This is a genomic window from Nocardia pseudovaccinii NBRC 100343, assembly GCF_001613225.1.
Lineage (GTDB): Bacteria > Actinomycetota > Actinomycetes > Mycobacteriales > Mycobacteriaceae > Nocardia > Nocardia pseudovaccinii.
In genome coordinates this window covers 1-3,131 of sequence record NZ_BDBY01000455.1, presented here as the reverse complement: position 1 = coordinate 3,131, position 3,131 = coordinate 1, and the positions used below count along the sequence as shown (strand labels likewise).

The 3,131-nt window shown below is 69.0% G+C and carries 1 protein-coding gene; it reads left to right on the top strand.

Features of this window, described 5'->3' with window-relative positions:
* Positions 1-3,131, top strand: a 3,131-nt coding sequence (locus NP3_RS45810) for a type I polyketide synthase (protein ID WP_157125014.1), incomplete at both ends; no start/stop codon positions are given.

The window sequence follows — 3,131 nt, the reverse complement described above, 5'->3', positions numbered from 1 at the left end:
GGGTCGGTCAGGTTCGCGACACCGTGCGGTTCGCCGACGCGGTCGCCGCGATGGCCGGTTCGGGTGTGTCCAGGTTCGCCGAGGTCGGTCCCGATGCGGTGCTGACCCCGATGATCGCGCAAGCCCTCGATACCGGCGATGGCGCGGCCGCGACCGTGGCCGCGCTGTCGCGCCGGGACCAGGCCGATGTGTCCGCGATGCCGACCGGCCTGGCCAGATTGTTCGTCGCGGGCGCCGACCTCGACTGGGCGCGTCTGTACGCCGGTACCGGAGCGCGCCGAATCGACCTGCCCACCTATGCTTTCCAGCGTCGGCGGTATTGGATGTCCGGGGGGTCGGCGGACGGTGGCGATGCCCGGGCAATGGGTCTCGTGGCGACCGCCCACCCGTTGGTTTCGGTGGTGGTATCGCAGCCGGACTCCGACGCGATGATCTTGACCGGTCGCTTGTCGGTACAGACACATCCGTGGTTGGCCGATCACCTGGTGCTGGGGACCGTGTTGTTCCCCGGCACCGGATTCGTCGAGCTGGCGCTGTACGCGGGGGAGCGGGTCGGCTGCTCGACGCTGGACGATCTGGTGCTGCAGGCCCCGCTGGTGCTGGCGGAGTCCGGTGGGGCCGCGGTGCGCATCGTCGTCGATCCTGCGGACGAGACCGGTCGACGCGCGGTGCGGATCTTCTCCAGCCCGGACGAGGATGTCGATGCGGCGTCGTGGCTGTTGAATGCCGAAGGCGCGCTGGCACCGAGCGCGGCCGTGCCCGCCGTGGATCTCGCGGCGTGGCCTCCGGCCGACGCGCAGGTCTTGAACGTCGATGGTGTCTACGACGAGCTGCTCGATGCCGGGTACGGCTATGGCCCTGTCTTCCAGGGCCTGGGTGCGGCGTGGCAGCGCGGCGAAGAGGTGTTCGCCGAGGTCGCCCTCCCGGACCCGCAGGACGGCCAAGGTTTCGCGCTGCATCCGGCGCTGCTCGATGCCGCGCTGCATGCGCTGCGGTCGGCCGGTCACCTGCGCGCCGAGGGCGTCGGCCCGGAGTTGCCGTTCGAGTGGTCGGGTGTCACGGTGCACGCGGCGGGTACCGGTGCGCTGCGGGTGCGGTTGACCCGGGTGGGTGACCGTGCCGTGGCGGTGGATCTGGCGGATTCGACCGGAGCCGCGGTGGCGACGGTGCGCCAGCTGGCGTCACGGCCGATCGATCCCGTACAGCTCAGCACTGGTGCGTCCGTTGCGCGCAGCGCCGTATTCCAGGTCGAGTGGACACCGATCTCGGTGTCCGGCACCGGAATCGATGCGGTGTCGTGGGTGGATCTGGGTGACGAGGTGCCCGCCGCGGTGGTGCTGGACTGCCCTGCGGGTAATGAGCCGGACACGGTTCGGGCCGCGACGCACGGTGTACTACGGGTGCTGCAGTCGTGGCTTGCCGATGAGCGGTTCGGCGAGTCGGCGTTGGTGGTCCGGACGAGCGGTGCGGTCTCGGTTGCCGGGGAGGATATTACGAATCTGGCCGGTGCTGCCGTGGCCGGTCTGGTCCGTACGGCCCAGGCGGAGAGTCGTGGCCGGATCGTGTTGGTGGACAGCGATTCCGACATCGACGGTCTGCTGGGCGGAATTCTGGCTGCCGAGGAACCGCAGGTTGCGGTGCGTGGCGGGCAGGTCTTCGGTGCGCGACTTGTCCGGGCGGCCCCCTCGTCCGCCACCGGCTCGTCCTTCGCTCCGGACGACACGGTTCTGATCACCGGTGCCAGCGGCTACCTCGGTGGGTTGTTCGCCCGGCATCTGGTGGCCGCGCGCGGTGTTCGCCGTCTGTTGCTGCTGAGCCGTCGCGGTGAATCCGCCACGGGCGCAACCGAACTGCGGGACGAGCTGCAACAGCTCGGTGCCGAGGTCGAGTTCGTCGCGTGTGACGTCACCGATCGTGCCGCGCTGGCCGCGATGCTGGCCGCTATCCCTGCGGACCGTCCGCTCGCCGGTGTGTTCCATACGGCTGGTGTGCTCGATGACGGTGCGATCACCGCGCTCACCCCGGAGCGGATGGACGCGGTCTTGCGGCCGAAGGTCGATGCCGCCCTGCATCTGGACGAGCTGACCGCCGAGCTGCCGTTGCGGGCGTTCGTGCTGTTCAGTTCCGCGGCCGGTACCTTCGGCAATCCAGGGCAGGGCAACTATGCCGCCGCCAACGCCTGTCTGGATGCGGTGGCGTTGCACCGCAAGGCATCCGGGCGCAACGGGCAGTCGCTCGCGTGGGGTCTGTGGGGCGCGGCCGGGGGTATGGGCGCGGAGCTCGGCGACACCGAGCGGCGCAGGATGTCCCGGTCGGGCATGCTGCCGCTGACGGAAGAACAGGGTCTGGCGCTGTTCGACGCCGCTTCCGGAATCGATGCGGCCGCTCCCGTGCTGGCTCGTCTCGATCTGGACAGCATCCGCACCGCGGGGTCGGCCACCGCCCTGCTGTCCGCGCTGCTTCCTGCTCGCCGTCGGACGGCTTCGGGCGGCGCTACGGCGCTGCGTTCTCGTTTGGCCGCTACTCCGGACAGCGAGCGCCTCGGTGTGCTCGTCGAAACCGTTCGCGGTCAGGTCGCGGCGATTCTGGGGCATCGGAACGCGAATGCGATCGCACCCGACAGGGCATTCAGCGAGCTGGGTTTCGATTCGATCTCCGCGGTCGAGTTCCGCAATGCCCTCGCGACCGTGACGGGTCTGCGATTGCCCGCGAGTTTGGTGTTCGACTATCCGTCACCGCAGGCGCTGGCCGAATACCTGGCCGTCGAGTTCGCCGACCACCAGCTCTCGGCAGCAACTGTTCGTGCAGCGCTGCGGACCACCGACCGTCAGCTCGACGAACCCATCGCGATCGTGGGTATGGCGTGCCGGTATCCGGGCGGGGTGGGTTCTCCCGAGGAGCTGTGGAATCTGGTCGCGACGGGGACGGACGCGGCGTCGCAGTTCCCCGTCAATCGTGGTTGGGATGTCGATCGTCTCTACGATGCGGCCGGGGAGAAGCCGAACAGCACATACACCCGTGAGGGCGGATTCCTCCATGCCGCAGGCGAATTCGATCCGGCGTTCTTCAATATCAGCCCGAACGAAGCCGCGGTGATGGATCCGCAGCAATTCCTGCTGCTGGAGACCTCA